Source organism: Streptomyces katrae (assembly GCF_000966975.1).
GTDB classification, from domain to species: domain Bacteria; phylum Actinomycetota; class Actinomycetes; order Streptomycetales; family Streptomycetaceae; genus Streptomyces; species Streptomyces katrae.
This window is the reverse complement of sequence record NZ_JZWV01001180.1, coordinates 1-2,687: the sequence shown is the minus strand read 5'-3', so window position 1 is coordinate 2,687 and position 2,687 is coordinate 1. Positions and strand designations below refer to the sequence as shown.

General features: G+C 75.4%; 2 protein-coding genes. One reads left to right on the top strand and one right to left on the bottom strand.

All coding sequences use genetic code 11. The features are described 5' to 3' along the window. Positions 1 to 32: 32 nt before the first annotated feature. A complete protein-coding gene (locus VR44_RS34545) occupies positions 33 to 1,973 on the bottom strand; it encodes a glycoside hydrolase family 5 protein (protein WP_045951597.1) in 1,941 nt (646 codons plus the stop codon). Positions 1,974 to 2,199: 226 nt separating this feature from the next. Between VR44_RS34545 and VR44_RS34540 the strand changes: the two genes are divergently transcribed. Continuing rightward, a complete protein-coding gene (locus tag VR44_RS34540) occupies positions 2,200 to 2,502 on the top strand; it encodes a hypothetical protein (protein WP_045951596.1) in 303 nt (100 codons plus the stop codon). Positions 2,503 to 2,687 lie beyond the last annotated feature (185 nt).

Genomic DNA, 2,687 nt, shown 5'->3' with positions numbered 1-2,687 from the left:
GCCGGGAGGACCGGCCGGGCCGCGGACGGGCCTCAGAGCGCCGGAAGCGCCCGGCACAGCAGGGAGGCCGGGGAGGGCCGGAAGCCCGCCCGGGCGGTGAAGGCGATGCCCGCCGCGTACTCGGTGGGCAGGCACTGTCCCTTGTAGTGGCCCCGGGCGTAGTCCCCCCCGGGGTCCCCGGCGGGGCGGTTGTCGCCCCGGTCGAACCACACCGTACGGCCGGAGCCCGCGAGGGGGACGCGCGCCGGGGCGCACAGGGCCGCCGAGACCCGGTCGCCGCGCAGGCTGTACCCGGTGAGGAACTGTCCGGCCGGGCACTGGAGCTTGGTGTAGCCGGTGGCCCAGTCCCCGCCGGGCGGGACGTACGCCTCGTCGCGGACGACGGTCTGGCCACCGCCCGGGGCGCGCAGGTCGGAGGTGGAGCACAGGCCGTACCCGCCGGTGTGGCTGAGCCCCGCCAGGCGGGCGCCGTCGGGGCAGACGGCCTTGCGGGCGCCGCCGTCCCAGTCCCCGGCGGCGCGGGTGAGCAGCGAGGCCACGTGGTCCCGGTGGCCGGTGCTGAGCTGGTACCAGGCGGGGGTGGCGGGGACCGGGCCGGTGCGGCCCGGGGCCGTGGCGAGGGCGGTCCAGGGGGCGGCGCGCCAGTCGGCGGGGTCCAGGACCCCGGTGCGCCGGCCGGTGCCGTCGTAGCGGAGCATCGCCCAGCTGTCGCCGCCGGGGGCGCCCTGTGCGGTGGTGCTCCAGCCGACGAGCGGCCAGTAGGCGAAATCGGCGTCGGAGGAGGCCAGGTAGCCGGTCATGTTCTGGAACCAGGCGCGCGGGGCGGCGCCGGTCTCGTCGGCGCCGATGCCGAACTCGCTGATCCACACCGGGGCGGTGAAGTGCGTGCCCGTCTCGGCGGAGACGAAGAAGGCCTGGTCGTAGAGGGCCCCTTCGAGTTCGGCCCGGCTCATGTCCTGGTAGCGGGGGTCATGGGTCTCGCCGAGGCCGGTGGCCCCGCTGTGGTGGGGGCCGGTGTAGCCGTAGAAGTGGGCCGAGTAGACCAGCTTGTTCGAGACGACCAGGGTGTGGGAGAGGGTGCGGACGGGGGTGAGGGTGGGGCGGCCGTGCGGGAGGCCGTCCGCGGGGATGCCCGTCCAGTTGATGCCCTCGACGACGATGAGCAGGTCCGGGTGGGCCTCGGTGAGGATCCGGTCGGCGGCCTCCTCGGAGGCGGCCTGCCAGTCGTGGCCGTCGCCCAGGCCCCAGTTGGGGTCGTCCCAGGTGTCGCGGCGGACCTCGTTGTACAGGTCGGCTCCGACGACGCGGGGGTTGTCGCGGTAGCGGCGGGCCAGGAAGACCCAGTCGTCGGCCCACTGGGCGGTGGAACGGGTGCTGTTCCAGCGCTCGTTGCCGTCGAGACCGCAGCACCAGCGGGTGGTTCCGGTGTGGTTGTTGAGGATGACGGCGAAGCCCGCGTCGGTGAGGGCGGTGACCACGGCGTCGTAGACCTGGAGCGGGGTGCGGCCGCGCAGGGCGGGGTTGGCGGCCACGGCGGCGTCCGGGACGGGGGTGGTGGTGTGGAGCATCTCGTTGGAGAAGGGCAGCCGGATGCTGTTCAGCCCGAGCGCGCGGAAGTCGGCGAGCAGGGCGGATACCGGCACCCGGTCCAGGCCGAGGGGGATGCCGTGGGAGTCCTGGCCCGCGTGGTGGTTCGCGGGGTCGGCGATGTCGCCGGAGCCGTTCCAGGAGCCCTGGGCGCCGTCCCAGTTGCCGGAGCGCAGGCGGAAGCGGTTGCCCCGGGCGTCGACCACGTACCGGCCGCGGGTGGAGAGCGGGGGCGTCCACGGCGCGGGGTCCGCGGCCGGGGCGGCGGCAAGGGCGGTCGGTACGGGGGCCCGGGTGGCGGCCAGGGCCGGCGCGGCGGTGGCGGGCGGGACCGCGCCGCCGGCCAGGAGCAGCACGCTCAGCAGCACCCGTACGAGGCTCTTCATCTGGCTCCCGCCCGTTCCGGCCGCCCCGTCCGGGCGGCTGCGGCGGACAAGTTACCGGCCGGTCGCACCAGAGGGAAGGTTTCTGCACGCCCGGGCGCGGGCGTCAACCGTGCGGGCCCGCGCGGCCCGGTCCACGGGTGACCCCCGGCAAAACCGCCCCGCCCGGGCCCGCGCCGCTCTACCGTGCCCTGAGAGGTCGGGCGAAGGGACCGGAGGGCGGGGACCGATGGACGAGGAAGAGGACATGCGGCTGGCGGGGATCACCCCGGAGATCTCCCGCCGCACGCTGGCGATGCTGCGGGGGCTCGCCGGGCTGGAGCCCGCGGAGCGGGTGCCCGAGGACGCCATGGCCGTCGCCGACGCGATCCTCGCGGAGCACGGCACGGACGGGCTGCGGGTGCTGGTGATGACCCTGGCCGCCTGGGCGACGGCCCAGATCGAGAACGTCGCCGAGCTCAGCGGACGCAGCCACGAGGCGGTGCTCGACGCGATGGAGCTGGCCTGCCTGGAGGCCAACGCCGACGATTGAGGCGCCCCTGATAGAACGGTGACCCATGGGTGCCCGGGAACGCGAACGGAAGGTGTACCGGTCGCTGCGGCGGGCCGGGCTCGAGGTGATCCCGGACGCCGTGCCGGACGGGACGATGCCCTTCGTCACCGGCTACCGCACCGAGGACGTGTCCGGCTCCTTCTCCCACCGGTACGGCACCCCAC

Bases quoted from the DNA above. Each gene is read 5' to 3' on its own strand.
- VR44_RS34545 (WP_045951597.1), bottom strand. From the start codon at position 1,973: ATGAAGAGCCTCGTACGGGTGCTGCTGAGCGTGCTGCTCCTGGCCGGC.
- VR44_RS34540 (WP_045951596.1), top strand. From the start codon at position 2,200: ATGGACGAGGAAGAGGACATGCGGCTGGCGGGGATCACCCCGGAGATC.